Source organism: Desulfobacteraceae bacterium (assembly GCA_022340425.1).
In the GTDB taxonomy this organism is placed as follows: domain Bacteria; phylum Desulfobacterota; class Desulfobacteria; order Desulfobacterales; family JAABRJ01; genus JAABRJ01.
This window is the reverse complement of the sequence record JAJDNY010000204.1, coordinates 1-16,375: the sequence shown is the minus strand read 5'-3', so window position 1 is coordinate 16,375 and position 16,375 is coordinate 1. Positions and strand designations below refer to the sequence as shown.

Annotated in this window: 18 protein-coding genes and 1 tRNA gene; all 19 read right to left on the bottom strand. The window is 64.3% G+C overall.

The features are described 5' to 3' along the window. Window positions 1-64: 64 nt before the first annotated feature. Window positions 65-139: transfer RNA gene (locus LJE63_17710), tRNA-Gly, on the bottom strand. 56 nt (window positions 140-195) lie between these two features. Then, a complete protein-coding gene (gene pgsA / locus LJE63_17705; GenBank protein ID MCG6908443.1) occupies window positions 196-777 on the bottom strand; it encodes a CDP-diacylglycerol--glycerol-3-phosphate 3-phosphatidyltransferase in 582 nt (193 codons plus the stop codon). Between the two features lie 4 nt (window positions 778-781). After that, window positions 782-1,426, bottom strand: a complete 645-nt coding sequence (gene fsa / locus LJE63_17700) for a fructose-6-phosphate aldolase (GenBank protein ID MCG6908442.1) — start codon at window positions 1,424-1,426, stop codon at window positions 782-784. 183 nt (window positions 1,427-1,609) lie between these two features. Then, window positions 1,610-1,867, bottom strand: a complete 258-nt coding sequence (locus LJE63_17695; GenBank protein MCG6908441.1) for a hypothetical protein — start codon at window positions 1,865-1,867, stop codon at window positions 1,610-1,612. Beyond that, a complete protein-coding gene (gene folK / locus LJE63_17690) occupies window positions 1,858-2,361 on the bottom strand; it encodes a 2-amino-4-hydroxy-6-hydroxymethyldihydropteridine diphosphokinase (protein ID MCG6908440.1) in 504 nt (167 codons plus the stop codon). The genes LJE63_17695 and folK overlap by 10 nt, the downstream gene beginning before the upstream one ends. A gap of 4 nt (window positions 2,362-2,365) precedes the next feature. Further along, window positions 2,366-3,211 (bottom strand): diaminopimelate epimerase, encoded by an 846-nt coding sequence (gene dapF / locus LJE63_17685; protein MCG6908439.1) that lies wholly within the window; start codon window positions 3,209-3,211, stop codon window positions 2,366-2,368. A gap of 39 nt (window positions 3,212-3,250) precedes the next feature. After that, window positions 3,251-3,700, bottom strand: coding sequence for a hypothetical protein (locus tag LJE63_17680; protein MCG6908438.1), 450 nt, complete (start codon window positions 3,698-3,700; stop codon window positions 3,251-3,253). 88 nt (window positions 3,701-3,788) lie between these two features. Further along, the gene (gene argH / locus LJE63_17675; protein ID MCG6908437.1) at window positions 3,789-5,195 is read right to left on the bottom strand and encodes an argininosuccinate lyase; all 1,407 of its coding nucleotides are present in this window, start codon (window positions 5,193-5,195) and stop codon (window positions 3,789-3,791) included. A 94-nt stretch (window positions 5,196-5,289) separates the two neighbouring features. Further along, window positions 5,290-6,492, bottom strand: a complete 1,203-nt coding sequence (locus tag LJE63_17670) for an argininosuccinate synthase (GenBank protein ID MCG6908436.1) — start codon at window positions 6,490-6,492, stop codon at window positions 5,290-5,292. 506 nt (window positions 6,493-6,998) lie between these two features. Further along, window positions 6,999-8,183, bottom strand: a complete 1,185-nt coding sequence (locus LJE63_17665) for an acetylornithine transaminase (protein MCG6908435.1) — start codon at window positions 8,181-8,183, stop codon at window positions 6,999-7,001. Further along, on the bottom strand, window positions 8,180-9,055 hold the full coding sequence (gene argB / locus LJE63_17660) for an acetylglutamate kinase (GenBank protein ID MCG6908434.1): 876 nt from the start codon (window positions 9,053-9,055) through the stop codon (window positions 8,180-8,182). The genes LJE63_17665 and argB overlap by 4 nt, the downstream gene beginning before the upstream one ends. A gap of 29 nt (window positions 9,056-9,084) precedes the next feature. Next, entirely contained in the window at window positions 9,085-10,458 is a 1,374-nt protein-coding gene (hslU, locus tag LJE63_17655; GenBank protein ID MCG6908433.1) for an ATP-dependent protease ATPase subunit HslU, read from the bottom strand. Between the two features lie 46 nt (window positions 10,459-10,504). Then, window positions 10,505-11,068: an ATP-dependent protease subunit HslV gene (gene hslV / locus LJE63_17650; GenBank protein ID MCG6908432.1), complete on the bottom strand. Its 564-nt coding sequence runs from the start codon at window positions 11,066-11,068 to the stop codon at window positions 10,505-10,507. A gap of 44 nt (window positions 11,069-11,112) precedes the next feature. Continuing rightward, a complete protein-coding gene (locus LJE63_17645; GenBank protein MCG6908431.1) occupies window positions 11,113-12,054 on the bottom strand; it encodes a tyrosine recombinase XerC in 942 nt (313 codons plus the stop codon). Between the two features lie 31 nt (window positions 12,055-12,085). Continuing rightward, window positions 12,086-12,715, bottom strand: coding sequence for a haloacid dehalogenase (locus LJE63_17640; GenBank protein ID MCG6908430.1), 630 nt, complete (start codon window positions 12,713-12,715; stop codon window positions 12,086-12,088). Window positions 12,716-12,785: 70 nt separating this feature from the next. Beyond that, window positions 12,786-13,112 (bottom strand): transcription termination factor Rho, encoded by a 327-nt coding sequence (locus LJE63_17635; GenBank protein ID MCG6908429.1) that lies wholly within the window; start codon window positions 13,110-13,112, stop codon window positions 12,786-12,788. A 223-nt stretch (window positions 13,113-13,335) separates the two neighbouring features. Beyond that, complete coding sequence (locus LJE63_17630; protein MCG6908428.1) at window positions 13,336-14,106, bottom strand: slipin family protein; 771 nt, start codon at window positions 14,104-14,106, stop codon at window positions 13,336-13,338. Between the two features lie 81 nt (window positions 14,107-14,187). Next, a complete protein-coding gene (locus LJE63_17625) occupies window positions 14,188-15,468 on the bottom strand; it encodes a nodulation protein NfeD (GenBank protein MCG6908427.1) in 1,281 nt (426 codons plus the stop codon). A gap of 193 nt (window positions 15,469-15,661) precedes the next feature. Beyond that, window positions 15,662-16,312, bottom strand: coding sequence for a uracil-DNA glycosylase (locus LJE63_17620; protein MCG6908426.1), 651 nt, complete (start codon window positions 16,310-16,312; stop codon window positions 15,662-15,664). Between the last annotated feature and the right edge of the window lie 63 nt (window positions 16,313-16,375).

Here is a 16,375-nt window from a genome sequence, read left to right as displayed (position 1 = left end):
CGAACTGGTGAATGGAGGTTTTGCAGACCTCTGCCTTACCACTTGGCTATGCCGCCAAAAAAAATGGAGCGGGAAACGGGATTTGAACCCGCGACTTCGACCTTGGCAAGGTCGCACTCTACCACTGAGTTATTCCCGCTCAACGGGACTCGTGTTTACCTATTCAGGCCCCTTTTGTCAACATAAAACTTGAAATCAGGTTTCCAGCAGCTGGCGGAAGCGGATGAAATAGTCGATCCCCGACCAGACCGTGAAGATCAACGCCCCCCAGAGAAAAAAGGCCCCGATGGCCTGCATGTCGATGCCGAAATACGGGTAGTGCATCAACAGCGGTATGATCGCCGCGATCTGAAAGCCGGTCTTGTACTTGCCCAGCCCGGAGGCCGAAACGTCCTTGCCGTGTTCGGCCATGATGCCCCGCAGCGCGGTGACGGCGATCTCACGCGCCACGATGACGCAGACGATCCAGGCCGGAGTCCACCCCTGGGCCGTCAGCATGATGAACGCCGTAGAGACCAGCAGCTTGTCGGCCATGGGGTCCATCACCTTGCCGAAGGTGGTCACCAGACCGCGGCTGCGGGCCAAGTAGCCGTCCAGATAGTCGGTGATCGCGGCGGCGCTGAAGACCATGGCGGCCATGAAGGCGCTCAGCCTGACCGGCGCCAGCATCAGCAGCACGACCGCCGGCGAGGCCAGGATCCGGAAGAGGGTCAGGCTGTTGGGGTGCATCAGGCGCTCGCGCATCCCCCGGCCGCTGGTGGACACCTTTGAGGTCACCGGATCACCCCTGCGTCTTGTTCCAATCGTCCAGGAAGCACTTCAGGCCCTTGTCCGTCAGGGGGTGCCCGGCCATCTTGGCCAGCACGTTGAAGGGAATGGTGGCGATGTCCGCCCCGATCATGGCGGATTCCAGAACATGCAGCGGATTGCGCACGCTGGCCACGATAACCTCGGTTTCAAAGGCGTAGTTGTCGTAGATTTGAACGATCTGCTCCACCAGCTGAAGCCCGTCGTGGGAAAGATCGTCCAGACGCCCCACGAAGGGGCTGACGTAGGCGGCCCCGGCCTTGGCCGCCATCAACGCCTGCAGCGGTGAAAAGACCAGGGTGACGTTGGTCTTGATCTCCTCCTCGGCAAGGGTGCGGGCGGCTTTGAGGCCGTCCACCGTCATGGGGATCTTGACCACGACGTTGGCGTGGATTTTGGCCAGCCTCCGGGCCTCCTGGAGCATGCCGGCGGTGTCGCAGCTGATGACCTCGGCGCTGATCGGGCCGTCAACGATGCTGCAGATCTCGCCGATGATGGTTTCGAAATCGCGGCCCTCCTTGGCGATCAGCGAGGGGTTGGTGGTGACCCCGTCCACCATCCCCATCCGGTGCGCTTCCTGGATTTCCGCTATGTTGGCGGTGTCGATAAAAAACTTCATCTAGATGAGCCTCCTCATGGATCGCAGTCAGTTCTGATGGACCGGTAAAAAGTAAAAAATCAGACAGTTTCGTAAAAAGCCCAAGTTACGGCGCGCAAATCTCGAGAAGTGAGGCGTACTTATTTACGCCGCAGCGACTTCGAGATGCAGCGCAACGCGGAAATTGGGTTTTTTACGGAACTGTCAGTTCTCGTGCTGATCCAGGTAGTGGTCCCGGCATTCGGGGCTGCAAAAGCTGAGATCCCGGCCCCCGACGGTGTGCTGGACACCCTCTCTGCGGGGGAAATAGATCTCGCAGGCCGGACATTTGATCATCACATCGTCGATCTCGCGGGCGCTGCCCTGGCCACTGCCCGGACCGCCGGTCAAGCTCTGGCGGACCCAGGACTTCAGTGCGCGATAGCCCAGGTAAACCAGCAGTATGAGAATAATCAGCCGCACGCTATCGGTTCCACCTCCTGGGCCGGGTCTCGAATTTCGCTCAACAGCACCGCCATGCTTTTGCGGAGCACGGGGTGCACAATGTCCGGATCTATATCACAGATGGGCATCAGCACAAAACGTCTTTTGTGCATGCGGGGATGCGGGATGGTCAGGTCCGCACTCTCCAGCACCAGCGCTTCGTAGAGCACGATGTCCATGTCCAGCACGCGCGGACCGAACCGAACTGCTTCCTGGGCTCTGCCCACCTGCCGCTCGACGGCCTTCAGCGCGGCCAAAAGCGGCCGCGGCGCCAACGGGGTCTCCAGGAGCACCGCGGCGTTGACAAACCAGTCCTGATCGAGGAAGTCCACCGGCCGGGTCCGGAAAAAGCGGGAACTGGCGATGATCCGCGCGGCCCCGGAGGATTCCAGGAGCGACAACCCGCAGCGCAGGTGGGCCAGTTTATCCCCCAGATTGGAGCCGATGGACACAACGGCGTGGTGGGTGGGCATGCGGTCAGCTCCAGGCCTCTGGGCAGAGCTCTCCCCGGTAGATCAGCCGGGCGCCGCCCTCCATGAAGACGCTGCGGTAGCATTGTTCTTGGCGCTGGAAGAAAATCGTCAAGATCTCCCCCCCGCGGGTCACCACCCCGATGGGGGACCTGCGGTCCTCGAGCGCGGCCGTCACCAGGGCGGCGGCGATGGCGCCCGTGCCGCAGGCCAGGGTCTCATCCTCAACCCCGCGTTCGTAGGTGCGGATGGCAATCGCGCCATCGGGCCGCGGACACACCAGATTGACATTGGTGCCTGCCGGTGCGAATTGCTGATGGTAGCGGATTTCGCGCCCCAGAGCGACCACATCCAGCCCATCGAGGTCCGCGCAGGGAACGACCACGTGGGGGACGCCGGTGTTGACGCTGCTGATGGTCACCGCCCCCCGGGCGAGCGTGATCGGGTAGGAAAGCCGAAGCCCGACCGGGTCGGGCATCTTGACCTTGACCCGGTTGCCCGTCACTTCGGCCGTCACCGGGCCGGCTGCGGTCAGAAAGGTCATCCGCTCCCCGGCGATGCCGTTGAGATAGGCAAAGCGGGCCACGCAGCGCGCCCCGTTGCCGCACATTTCGGCGGGGCTGGCATCCGAGTTGAAAAAACGCCAGCGGAAATCCGCCCCCTGGGCGGCCTCCACCAGGATCAGGCCGTCGGCGCCAACGGAAAGCTTGCGCCGGCAGACCCCGCGCACGAAGGCGGCCAGCCGCTGCTCGGGCACCCGCGCGCCGCGGTTGTCGATAACGATGAAATCGTTGCCGCTGCCGCTCATCTTGTAGAAGGGAATCCCGGTCACGCCGCCCTCTGCCGAAGCCACAAGCGCACCTCACAATCCGACCCCCCAAAAGGGGCCCTCTCAGGGAAATTCCAGCGCCACCAGGTTGGAATCCTCGAAGCGGTTGTCCCCGGCACCGTATCCGACCACCTTGTAGGTGTAGCGGTAGCCCGGCTGCAGCACCTCGCTGAAGCGCATCTGGGACTCGGGCTGAGGCCCGGGGTTCAGCTCGGCCGCCTGCTCGAAGCTTAGCGGGCAGTTCTCGCATGCGCTTTCGGAAAGGGGGGTGCGCGCGCGGTAGACCCGAAACCCGGTCATTTCCATCTCCCGCCGCGAAGCACGCCCCGGAACCGTCCAGGTGAGGACCGCCCGGTCCTCCACGACCCGGCCCTGGAGGTCCGTCACGGGCGGCGGCGGCACCATCTGCGGGGGCATGGGCGGGCCTTTGACGCCACAGCCCAAGGCCAGCAGACCGGGGATTGCGGTCGTCAGCAGGAGCAGGATTCGCAGGAGGGGAAAAATCGGCCGCATTTCGGTTTGCACCTCAGGGTCGGGTAAAACAGGTCCGAGCATAAAGGCCGGCGCCGGGTCCGTCGATGGGCCCTTGGGCCGCTTGGGCTCAAGACGCCGGGGTCCAGCGGCGGCGGTCCTCCTCCAGTTGCTGCCGGGCAACCGCCAGGGCGGCCTTGACGTTTTCCGTGGCGGTGCCCCCCAGCGAGCGCCTGCGGTCCACCATCTGGCGCGTGGCCAGGGCCTCGAAGATATCGGCTTTGATCAGGGGCGAAAAGCGCTGCAGCTCCGCGAGGCTCAGTTCGTGCAGCTCCTTCTTGACCGAAACGGCGTAGCCCACGGCCTGGCCGGCGCAGCCGTGGGCCTTGCGAAAGGGCAGCCCCCGGGTGACCAGGTAGTCGGCCAGGTCGGTAGCGTTCAAAAAGCCCGTCGCTGCGGCTTGCCCCATGGCCTCGGCATTGATCGCCAGCTTGGGCAGCATCCGGATGTAGATCCCCAGGCAGCCCTTGAGGGTCGTGACCGCGTCAAACAGCGGCCCCTTGTCCTCCTGCATATCGCGGTTGTAGGCCAAGGGCAGGCCCTTCATCGTGGTCAAGAGCGCCACCAGGGCGCCGTAGACCCTGCCGGTCTTGCCGCGCACCAGCTCTGGCACGTCGGGGTTTTTCTTTTGCGGCATGATGCTGCTGCCGGTGGCAAAGGCGTCGGGCAGGCCGATGAACCCGAACTCCGCCGAAGACCAGAGCACCAGCTCCTCGGAGAGCCGGCTGAGGTGCATCATGCAGATGCTGGCCGCGGCGAGAAACTCCAGCATGAAATCGCGGTCCCCGACGGTGTCCAGGCTGTTGGCCGAAACCGCCGCAAACCCCAAAAGCTCCGCCGTATAGGCCCGGTCGATGGGGTAGGTGGTGCCGGCCAGGGCCGCAGCCCCAAGCGGCAGGACGTTGATCCGCGCGTAGGCCTCCGCCAGCCGGTCGCTGTCGCGGGTGAACATCTCGCAGTAGGCCAGCCAGTGATGGGCCAGCAGCACCGGCTGGGCCCGCTGCAGGTGGGTGTAGCCGGGCAGAATGACGTCCAGGTGGGCCTCGGCCAGGTCGGTCAAGACCCGTCGCAGTTCGGCCAGGTGGGCGGCGATTTCGCGGACCTCGCGGCGCAGGTACAAGCGCGCATCCAAAACCACCTGGTCGTTGCGGCTGCGGGCGGTGTGGAGTTTCTGGGCGACGGTGCCCACCTCCTGCACCAGGCGCGCCTCGATGTGCATGTGGATATCTTCCAGGCTGTCGTCGTAGCGGAAGTTGCCGCGCTCGATCTCGCGCCGGATGCGCCCCAGCCCCTCCACCAGCTGCGCGGCCTCCTCGGCGGTGATGATCCCGGCCCGCGCCAGCATGCGGCAGTGGGCCACGCTGCCATCGATGTCATCGGCATACAGCTGGCGATCGACATCGATGGACGCGGTGAAGCTCTCCACCAGCCGGTCGGTCTTCTCGGTGAATCGGCCTTCCCAGGGTTTCTCGGACATACCCCTCCTTGCCGGGCGATGCGGGTCGGGGCGCCGGCCGCCCCGGAGACAATCCCGGAACGAAGACGGCCGCCGCCCGTTAGGCGCGGTTGCCTCAGCCGGCCATCAGCTTGCGGATTCTCAGGCGCAGCGCGTTTAGCCGGATAAACCCCTCGGCATCCTTCTGACTGTATACGTCGTCGTCCTCGAAGGTCGCGAAATCCACCCGGTAGAGGGATTTGTCGGACTTGCGCCCGAGGATCGTGCAGTTGCCCTTGTAGAGCGCCAAACGGACGCTGCCGCTGACGTTGCGCTGGGCCTCGTTGATCATGGTCTGCAGCAGTTCGCGCTCCGGCGCGAACCAGAAGCCGTTGTAGATCAGCTCTGCGTATTTGGGCACCAGCGAATCCCGCAGATGCAGCACCTCGCGGTCCAGGGTGATGGACTCCAGGGCCATGTGGGCCGCCCGCAGGATCGTGCCGCCGGGGGTTTCGTACACCCCGCGGGATTTCATGCCCACGAAGCGGTTTTCCACCAGATCCACCCGGCCAACGCCGTTGCGGCCGCCCAGGCGGTTGAGTTCGGCCAGCATCGCGGCCGGTGAGTACTCCCGGCCGTCGATGGCCACCGGGTCCCCGTGGGCGAAGGAGATCTCGATTTCTTCGGGGGTGTCGGGCGCCTCCTGGGGGGAGACCGTGAAGGTGAACATCTCCGCCGGCGGGGCGTTCCAGGGGTCTTCCAGGATGCCGCCCTCGTAGCTGATGTGCAGCAGGTTGCCGTCCATGCTGTAAGGTTTGGCGCGCGTGGTGGGCACTGGAATGTCGTGTTTGGCGGCGAAGGCCATCAGGGCGGTGCGCGAACCCAGGTCCCATTCCCGCCAGGGGGCGATGATCTGAATCTGGGGGTTGAGCGCCAGGTAGGCGAGTTCGAAGCGCACCTGGTCGTTGCCCTTGCCGGTGGCCCCGTGGCTGACGGCGTCGGCCCCTTCCAAGCCGGCGATTTCCACCTGGCGCTTGGCGATCAGCGGCCGCGCGATGGAGGTACCTAAAAGATACTGCCCCTCGTAGATGGCGTTGGCCCGGAATACCGGAAAAACGTAATCGCGCACGAAATCCTCTTTGAGATCGTCGATGTAGACCTTGGCGGCCCCGGTGCGCAGGGCGTTGGCCTTCACCAGGGCCATGTCGTCGCGCTGGCCGATATCGGCCGAAAAGGCGATCACCTCACAACCGTAGGTTTCCATCAGCCATTTCAAAATCACCGAGGTGTCCAGACCACCGGAATAGGCCAAGACCACTTTTTTGACACTGGCAGGCACGGTTTTCTCCTTGGTTTCAAAATTGACGGTTCCGCAAAAAACCCAATTTCCGCGTTGCGCCGCATCTCGAAGTCGCTGCGGCGTAAATAAATAGGCCTCACTCCACGAGATTTGCGCGCCGCAACTTGGCCTTTTAAATAAACTTAACCCCCTAATCCCCGTCGGTGTGGCGTTTTTCGAAGACGACAGCCGGTTTTACATCGCCTGATGCCGCCGGGGGTTTATGTCCCGTCGCCCCGGGCCGAGCATCGCAGCAGCCGGCGATAAAGGCCCTGTGGCTGTCTGAGTGCAAGCGAGTTCCACAGGGCCCGCCGGCTGCGAGAAGCGCAGGGCAGCCCGAAGGGCCCCGGGACGCGGGCGGCTTCTTTTGGTTCGTTTTCTTGTCCGCAAAAGAAAATGAACACAGAACACTGGGAGCTGTAAATCCAGGCCTATCCCCGGGGTGCCCGTCAAAGTTCCTTTCTAAAAAAGCACCGCATGGCACTGCGTCTCCAAGGCGCCGCGGGTCAGAGCAGCGCGTCCAGACAGGCCACCAGGCCGTCGATTTCCTCGCGCGAGATGATCAGCGGCGGCACGAAGCGCAGGATATCGCCCTGAATGCAGTTGATCAGGAAGCCCTGCTGCATGCAGGCCCGCACGATGGCATCACCGTCGCCGTCGATCTCCATTCCCAGAAGCAGCCCCAGGCCGCGAACCTCCCGCACCGATGGGTGGCGCGACTGCAGGCCCAGGAGCTGCTCCTTGAAATAAGCCCCGGTGGCCGCGGCCTGGTCGATCAGACCGCCGTCCAGGGCCCTGACCACCTCCAGGGCGGCCGCCGCCACGATCGGGGTGCCGCCAAAGGTGGAGGCGTGGCTGCCGAACCCGAAGGCCGCGGCGATCTTTTCGGTGGCCAGCATGGCCCCCATGGGCAGCCCGTTGGCCAGGGCCTTGGCCAGGGTCATGATGTCGGGCTGAACACCGAAATGCTCGTGGGCGAAGAGTTTTCCGGTGCGGCCGATCCCGGTCTGAATCTCGTCGAACACCAGCAGGGCGCCGGCATCGTCGCAGAGCGCGCGCACCGCCTGAAGGTAGCCGGGCGCCGGCGGCCGCACACCGCCCTCCCCTTGCACCGGCTCCAGGACCACCGCCGCGGTGTCCTGATCCACCACCTGGGCCAGGGCATCGATATCATTGAAGGGCACGAACTCGAATCCCCCCAGGACGGGCTCGAAGCCCTGGCGCACCTTTTCCTGGCCGGTGGCCGAGAGGGTCGCCATGGTCCGCCCGTGGAAGGAGCGCTCCATGGCCACCACCCGCCGCCGGCCGGCCGCGCCGCGGTCGTTGAAATACTTGCGCACCAGCTTCAGGGCGGCCTCGTTGGCTTCGGCGCCGCTGTTGCAGAAAAAGACGCGCTCGGCGAAGCTGTGGGCGGTCAGCCAGGCGGCCAGCTCGGTCTGGGGAACGGTGTAGTAGAGGTTGGAGACGTGCAGCAGAAGCTTTGCCTGGCGGCAGAGCGCCTCGGCCACCGCCGGGTGCGCGTGACCCAGGTTGCAGACGGCGATCCCGGCGACGAAATCGGTATAGCGCCGGCCGTCGCTGTCCCACAGGCTGGCGCCACGGCCTTCCACCAGAACGATCGGAAAGCGCTTGTAGGTGGCGCAGATGGCGCCGTCGGCGGCGGCGATGGTGGGGTTTTCAGCCGGGTTCACAGGGTCACCTCCGTTCCGATCCCCTGGTCGGTGAACAGCTCCAGCAGCAGGGCGTGGCGTTTGGCGCCGTTGATGATCTGCACCTTTTGCACCCCATCCGAGAGCGCCTTGAGGCCGTATTCGATCTTGGGGATCATGCCGCCGGAGATCTCGCCGTTTTGCACCATCCGGCGGATCGTTTGGGAATCGATGGAGGAGATCAGGCGGCCGGCGGCGTCCATGACCCCGTCGACGTCGGTCAGCAGCATCAAGCGGCCGGCGGAGAGCGCCCCGGCGATCCGGCCGGCCACCAGGTCGGCGTTGATGTTGAAGGTTTCCCCATTCTCGCCCGCCCCGACCGGCGCGATGATGGGGATGAAACCCTGGCCGGTCAGGGTTTGAATGATCTCCGGGTTGATCCGGGTGACCTCCCCGACCAGCCCCGGGTCGATGATCTCCGGTGGTTTGGAGTCGTCCTCCTGATGGAGAATCTGAAGCTTCCTGGCCATGATCAACCCGCCGTCCTTGCCGCTCAGCCCCACCGCGCGGCCGCCCTGGCGGTTGACCTGGGCCACGATGGCCTTGTTGACCTTGCCGCCCAGAACCATCTCGACCACGTCCATGGTGGGGGCGTCGGTCAGGCGCATCCCCCGCACGAATCGGGGCCGGATGCCCATCCGGTCCAGCACCGAATTGATCTGGGGCCCGCCGCCGTGGACCACCACCGGGTTGAGCCCGATAAACTTCATCAGGGTGATGTCGCGCGCGAAGGCCTCCTTGAGGTCCTCGTCCACCATGGCGTGCCCGCCGTATTTGATCACGATGGTCATTCCGGAAAACCGCCGGATATAGGGCAGCGCTTCGATCAGAATGTCGGCGACACTGGGGTTCATGGTCAGGTTCTCCACGTGGTCATGGGCGGCTACAGGATGTAGCGGCTGAGATCCTCGTCCTGGACGATCTCCGTCAGTTTTCCGCGCACATAGGCGCCGTCGATGACCACCCGCTGACCGGCCATCTCGGGGGCCTCGAAGAGAATGTCCTCCAGCAGCCGCTCCATCATGGTGTGCAGCCGCCGGGCGCCGATGTTTTCGGTCCGGTTGTTGACCTCCTCGGCGATCCGGGCGATCTCGGCGACCGCATCGTCTTCGAAGACCACCTGCAGGCCCTCGGTGCGCAAGAGGGCGATGTACTGCAGCAGCAGGGCGTTGCGCGGCTCGGTCAGAATGCGCTCGAAATCCTTTTGGCCCAGGGAGGTGAGCTCCACCCGGATCGGAAAGCGCCCCTGCAGCTCGGGGATCAGATCGGAGGGTTTGACGGTGTGAAAGGCGCCGGCGGCGATAAAGAGAATGTGATCGGTGCGCACCGGGCCGTACTTGGTGATCACCGTTGAGCCCTCGACGATGGGCAGCAGGTCGCGCTGCACCCCTTCACGGGAGACGTCCGGGCCGTGCCCGCCCTCTTTGCCGGCGATCTTGTCGATTTCATCCAGGAAAACGATGCCCGACTGTTCCACTTTGACCACCGCCTGTTTGACGACCTTTTCCATGTCCACCAGGCCCTGCACCTCCTCCTGGGTGATCAGGGCGCGCGCCTCGCTCACCGTGACCTTGCGCCGCTTGGAGGTTTTGGGCAGCAGCCCGCTGAACATGTCTTTGAAATTGATCCCCATCTCCTCCATGCCCATGTTGGAGAAAATCTCCACCATCGGCATCGACCTGTCGGCGACGTCCAGATCCACGTAGCGCTCGTCGAGTTTGCCGCGGCGCAGCATGGCACGCAGCTTTTCACGGGTGGAAGAGGGCTCGGCAGGATTGGCGCTGACCACCTCCAGGGAGGGCTCCCGGGCCTCCTCGCCCTTGGAGAACTTGTCCACGCCGGCTTTGGGCAGCAGCAAATCCAGCAGACGTTCCTCGGCGATGCGCTCGGCCTGCCCCCTGACCTCCTCCTGGGCACGGGATTTGAGCATGTTGACGGTCAACTCCAGCAGGTCCCGGATCATGGACTCCACATCCCGGCCGACATAGCCCACCTCGGTGAACTTGGAGGCCTCCACCTTGATGAAGGGCGAGTCGGCCAGCTTGGCCAGACGCCGGGCGATCTCGGTCTTGCCGACCCCGGTGGGACCGATCAGGATGTTGTTTTTGGGAGCGATCTCGTCGCGCAGCTCCGGGTCCACCTTTTGACGCCGCCAGCGGTTGCGCAACGCAATCGCCACCGCCCGCTTGGCGTTGGCTTGGCCGATGATGTACTTGTCAAGCTCACTCACGATTTCAGAGGGTTTCAGGTCGCTCATGGTGCCGCCGTTTCATGCCGGGTTGCGGTGGGACCCGCCTCCCCGGCTAGAGTTCTTCGATGGTGATGCGGTCGTTGGTGTAGATGCACAAACCTGCCGCGATTTTCATGGCGGCTTCGAGGATCCCGCGGGCATCCAAATCGCTGTGGCGCATCAGGGCGGTGGCGGCGGCCTGGGCGGCGACGCCGCCGGAGCCGATCCCCATCACCCCCTCGTCGGGTTCGATGACATCGCCGTTGCCGGAAATCACCAGCATATTGCCCGCATCGACGGCGATCATGATGGCCTCCAGGTGCCGCAGGTACTTGTCGGTGCGCCATTCGCGGGCCATTTCCACCGCCGCCCGGGTGAGATTGCCGTTGAAGCGCTGGAGCTTGGTCTCCAGCTTGTCAAAGAGGGTCAGGGCATCGGCGGTGGCGCCGGCGAAGCCCACGACAATCCGGTCTTCGTAGATGCGCCGCACCTTGCGGGCCTGATGTTTGATGATGTTGTTGCCCAGGGTCACCTGGCCGTCACCGGCCACCGCCACTTTGCCGTCACGCCGGACGGCCAGAATGGTGGTGCCGTGAAAACGGGGCCCAGGGCAGGCTCGGTCGTGCTGAAAACTCATGCCGTTTGTCTTTCTCCACCGGCGGCCGTCGCCGCCGCAGGGGGTTACCGCCGGGGGTGGGCCTGGTCATAGGCCGCCATCAGGCGTTCGATGCTCACGTGGGTGTACTTCTGGGTGGTGGAAAGGCTCTGATGGCCCAGCAGTTCCTGCACCACCCGCAGGTCGGCGCCGGCATCCAGCAGGTGGGTGGCGAAAGAATGCCGGATGGCGTGCGGCGACACCGGAACCAGCAGCCCGCAGCGACGCACCAGCTGATCCAGAATGCGCGCGATGGAGCGCGTGCCCAGCCGCCGATTGAATTTGTTGAGAAAAAGCGCCCCGTCGGCGGCGGCTGACGCCGGCGCCTCACTCTCGAGCCGCCGCCGATAGGCGTCGATGGCCGCGAGGGCCTTCTGCCCGATGGGCACGATGCGCTCCTTGCGGCCCTTGCCGAGGACCCGCACCATCCGCCGGCCGGGGTCGACGTCGGCGGCGCCCAGCCCGGCGAGTTCCGAGACCCGCAAGCCGCAGGAATAGAGGGTCTCAAAAATCGCCCGGTTGCGCAGCCCCGCCAGGCTGTCGTCGGTGATCGCCTCCAGCAGGCGGAACATGTCGTCCACCGTCAGGTAGGCCGGCAGATGTTTTTCCTGCTTGGGGGTGGCCACCATTTCCGCCGGGTTGCTGGCGACCAGCCCCAGTTTGAGCAGATAGCGGAAAAATGTCCGCAGCGCCGAGAGCTTGCGGGCAATGGTGCTTTTGTGGTTGCGCCGGTAAAGTTGCCCCAGAAAGCCTCGGATGGTCAGCATGTCCACCGCATCGAAACCGACGGGAGCGGATTTGGCGGCGGCACCCGGTGCCGCCGCGCCGGCCGGCACCCACCCGAGATAGGCGGCAAACTCCTCCAGGTCGTGCCGGTAAGCCCGGCAGGTGTTGGGACTGAAGCCTTTTTCGGCCGCCAGGCTGTCCAGAAACCCCTGGATCAATTTTTCAGGCCCCGGGTGGTCCATGATCTTACCGTCGGATGGGTTCGGGTGCGCCTCAAAAGGCGATCAGCCCCCCAAGTTCATCCCAGGAGCCGACCTCGATGAACGGGTGGGGTTCCCGGTTCCAGGGCTGGCGGAAGAGAATCGGGGTGATCCCCGCCGCCTCCAGCAGAAAACAGGTGTCCAGTCGATCCTCCACAAAAAAGGCGACCCCCTTGGCCTGCAGCACCTCGGCCTTGGCGGCGTAATGGCCGGTGGCGGTCACCTCGATCTCCCCGGGGGCCAAACCCGATGCGGCCAGCAGCCACTCGTGGATGGTCGTCGCCGAAGGCCGGGCGGTTACCAGCCGCAGGGGGCCGTAACGGCGCCCGATGCGGTTGAGAACCCTTCGCACGCCCGGCATCGGTCGCAGGGGAGCGCGGTAGTCGCCGGTCAGCAGGCGATCGACGATTTCGCGGATGATCGTCGGTGCAATGCCCAAGCACGTTTCAAGGGTGTAGCAGGTGATATCGTCGTAGGCGAGGTCCGCAATCTGGTAATCCTCCCGGGCGATATCCAAAAAAAGCCTCATGGTGTCCGCAATCACGCCGTCGATGTCGAAGGCCAGGCGCCGCGGGTCGATGCCGGTGCCCAGGCCTGCTCCGGCCGACGGGGGCCGGCGCGCGGGACTTGCCGGAGGTTCCATCACCGGCCGCTTTCGCGGCGGGGGGAACGGAAACCGCCGGTTGGCCTGTGGACCGCCGAGGGTGTCGGCATCAGGCGGCACGCCGGGTTTTCTTCTTCAGCCGGCTGATCCGGCGGCGGTAGATGGCCGCCTTGCGGGCGTCATCGTTTTCAAGGGCCTGGGCGCGCTGGGCTTTGAAGACTTTGATCTGCTGTTTGATCTCACGGATGTCGGAACTGGTGGTTTTGGCGGTTTCTTCGGCAATCCCGCGCGCCTTTTTGACCGCGCTGACCAGCTCGTTTTTGTTCATGCCATGGACCCCGACGATTTCGGGGATGGTCATCGCGACTTCCCGCAGTTCCTTGGCGGTCATCTTGTCCAGGGGCTTTTCCTTGGCTTCTTTTTTGGTTTTACCCATTTCCACACGACTCCTTTCCGAACCTCGCAAAATACGTAAGCGGAGGCCTGCACCCCCGCCTACCGGATGGCGAAAAATCTCGAAGCACCTCACGCGGCCCCGCGCCAGCACCCGGCGCATGGGCCGCGGGGTGGACATGAAACTGTTTTCTATATCCGATCTTTTTTAAATATGTCAACCCGCTGGCTATCGCGGCAACAAATAATTCCGCAAGCCGGCGCCGTCAGCCACCGCCCTTGAGCGCTTTTTGCATCACCTCGATCAGCGGTTTGACGACGTCGATGGGGAACGGGAAAAAGGTCGTGGTGTTGCGCTCGGTGGACATCTCGCGCATGGTCTGCAGGTAGCGCAGCTGCAGCGCAATGGGATGTTGCTGCATGATATCGGCCGCCTCGGCCAGTTTGTCGGCGGCCTGGTATTCACCGTCGGCGTTGATGATCTTGGCGCGCCGCTCCCGCTCGGCCTCGGCCTGGCGGGCCATGGCGCGCTGCATCTCCTGGGGCAGGTCGATGTGCTTGAGTTCCACCGTGGCGACTTTGATGCCCCAGGGGTCGGTGTGCATGTCCAGGATCTCCTGCAGCTGGCTGTTGATCTTTTCGCGGGCGGCGAGCAAATCGTCCAGCTCCGCCTGGCCGCAGACGCTGCGCAGGGTCGTCTGGGCCAGCTGGGACATGGCGTAGCGGTAGTCCTCCACCTGCAAGACCGCCTTGTTGGGATCGATGACCCGGAAATAGATCACCGCGTTGACTTTGACCGAAACGTTGTCGCGGGTGATCACGTCCTGGGGGTCGACGTCGGAGACCACCAGCCGCAGGCTGACCTTGACCATCTTGTCGATCACCGGGATCAGGATGATCAGGCCGGGCCCTTTGGACTTGATCACCCGGCCCAGCCGGAAAATCACCCCGCGCTCGTATTCGTTCAAAACCCGGATGGCCGACCACAGAAAGATGACCACCAGGGCGACAATCAGAATCACGGGCAACTGCAGCATAGCCACCTCCTCAAATTTTGACTTCTCTCAAGTCCGTAATGTTTCGCAGCGCCGGCCGCCTTTGCGTCTGGCAGCCCAGGTTCAGGCCGCTTCGGGTTCCACCTCCAGCAGCAGCCCCTCAACGGCCAGCACCCGCACCTTGGCACCGACCGCCACCGGCGCCCGGGCCCGGGCGTGCCACAACTCCCCGTGAATGAAGACCTTGCCTTGGGGCTGGAGGGCCACCTTGACCACCCCGATTTCGCCCACCAGCCCGACGGCGCCCGTGCGCGGTTTGGACAGGTGGGTCTTGAGCACCAGCCCGACGACCGCGATGAAAAACCCGGAAACCAGGGCCACGGTGGGCAAGAGAACCGCCCAGGACAACCGCACCCCGACTTTGTCGCCTTCAAACAGCATCAGGGAGCCCAGCAGCAGGGAGCCGATGCCCGCAATGCTCAGCAGGCCGTAACTGGTGATGAAAAGTTCCAGCACAAAAAAAATGACGGCCAGAATGATCAGCAGGATGCCGGTGGCGTTGACCGGCAGCGTCTGGAAGGCGAAAAAGGCCAGGATGATGGCAATCCCGCCAACCACGCCGGGAAAGATGGCCCCCGGGTGCGAGAGTTCGAAAAACAGGCCCGCCATCCCGATCATCAACAGGATGTAAGCGATGTTGGGGTTGCTGATGGTCCGCAGGACTTTGGTGCGCAAGGTTTCCTGGACGATGGTGACCCGCGCACCGGCCAGGCTCAGGCGCCCCTTGCCGGGCACTTCGCGCCCCTCCAGCTGCCGCAGCAGGTCATCCAGGTCCTCGGCCACCAGGTCGATCACATTCTTTTGGAGGGCCTCGCTTGCGGTGATCGAAACGCTTTCGCGCACCGCTTTTTCCACCCACTCGGCATTGCGCCCGCGCTTGGCGGCGATGCTGCTGCTGTAGGCGGCCATATCGTTGGTGACCTTATCGGCCATGCTCTCGCCGATCTCCTGGCCCCCCAGCCCCACCGGGTGAGCGGCGCCGATGTTGGTGCCCGGCGCCATGGCGGCGACATCCGCCGCCATGGTGATCATCACCCCGGCGGAGGCCGCACGCGCCCCCCCGGGTGAGACGAAAACCACCACCGGAACAGGGCTTGCGAGAATCGATTTGACGATCTCGCGCATGGAGTCGGCCAAACCCCCGGGGGTATCCAGGGCGATGACCACCGCCGCTGCGCCCTCTTGTTCCGCCTTCTCGATGCCGTCGGCCAGAAATTCCACCAGCCCCGGATTGACCGGCCCCGAGGCATTCAGCAGATAGACTTCAGGGGCGGCGGCGGATGCCGGCAAGGGCGCCATCAGGAGGGCCGCCCCCAGGATCAGCCACAGCGGTCCGAATCGCATGATCGCATCCTTTCTCAAGGGGTTTCGACGGTGGTTAAAGGTCACGATAAAAAATAATGCCGCAATATGGCGCCGGATTTTGGTTCGTCACCAAGGCACATCCGTCGGCGCATATCGGGATATGTGCCGGCGGCTGTAACGCCGGTGACGGGCCAAAAGACAAGCAAGCGGTGGCATTATTTTTTCCGGGGCCTTAATCATCGGCCGAAAGCCCCAACAGGGTCATGACCTGCTTCAGGTCCTCCCAGACGTCGCGTTTGCGCTCGGGGTTGTGGAGCAGAAAGGCCGGGTGGAAGGTCGGCATGACTTTGATCCCCTGGTATTCGTGAAAGCGTCCGCGCAGCCTGGAAATCGGGGCTTCGGTGGCGAGCAGGAACTGGGCGGCGAACTTGCCCAGGGCGACGATCGCCTCCGGCCGGATGGCGCCCAACTGGCGCTTCAAAAACGGCACGCAGGCCTGAATCTCCTCCGGCAGCGGGTTGCGGTTGCCGGGCGGCCGGCACTTGAGAATGTTGCAGATGTAAACCTGCTCGCGGGAGAGTTGCATGGCCGTAATCATCCGCGTCAAAAGCTGCCCGGCCGTCCCCACGAAGGGCCGCCCCTGCTGGTCCTCGTGAAACCCCGGGGCTTCACCGACAAACACCAACCGGGCGGCCTCATCGCCTTCGCCGAACACGATCCGGTTGCGCCCGGCGGCCAGCGGACAGCGCCGGCAGTCGCCCAGGTCGGCCCGAATGCGCGCCAGGGTCTCGCGCTGCGGCAGGCGGCGGCTGCGGTTCCAGTCCGCCATGGCCCCGAGCGCTTCGGGGCCGCAATCGAAGCCGCGCAGCCCGAGGGTTGCCAGGTAGCGCAGGCTGCGGCTTAGCTCCGTCAGCAGGCCCGCGGCCCGGGCGGCCGGCGAATCGGG